The 390-nt window shown below is 59.5% G+C and carries 1 protein-coding gene; it reads right to left on the reverse strand.

Annotated elements, in window-relative coordinates; all coding sequences use genetic code 11:
- On the reverse strand, nt 1–390 hold a 390-nt coding region (locus CBF90_RS16925), incomplete at both ends, for an FtsK/SpoIIIE domain-containing protein (RefSeq protein WP_141097244.1).

The following is a 390-nucleotide window of genomic DNA, read 5'->3' on the forward strand; positions in this document are numbered from 1 at the left end:
GTTCAGCGCGTGGCCGGCCTGCCGCATGTCCGTCACCACCGGCGCCAGCAGATGCGGAATGCCTTCGTAGACGGACATTTCCAGCATTTTCGGATCGATCAGGATCATGCGCACATTGTTGGGATCGGACTTGTACAACAGTGACAGGATGGTTGCATTGATGCCCACCGATTTACCGGAGCCGGTGGTACCGGCAACAAGCAGGTGCGGCATCTTGGCAAGGTCGGCCACGATGGGATGACCCGCGATGTCCTTGCCCAGCGCTACGGTCAGGCTGGAGGCGCTGTCGTTATAGACCTTGGACCCGAGGATTTCGGTCAGGCGCACGATCTGCCGCTTCGGGTTAGGCAGTTCCAGGCCCATGTAGTTTTTGCCCGGGATGGTTTCGAC

The sequence above is a fragment of the Microbacterium sp. AISO3 genome (assembly GCF_002204305.1).
GTDB lineage: Bacteria > Actinomycetota > Actinomycetes > Actinomycetales > Microbacteriaceae > Microbacterium > Microbacterium arborescens.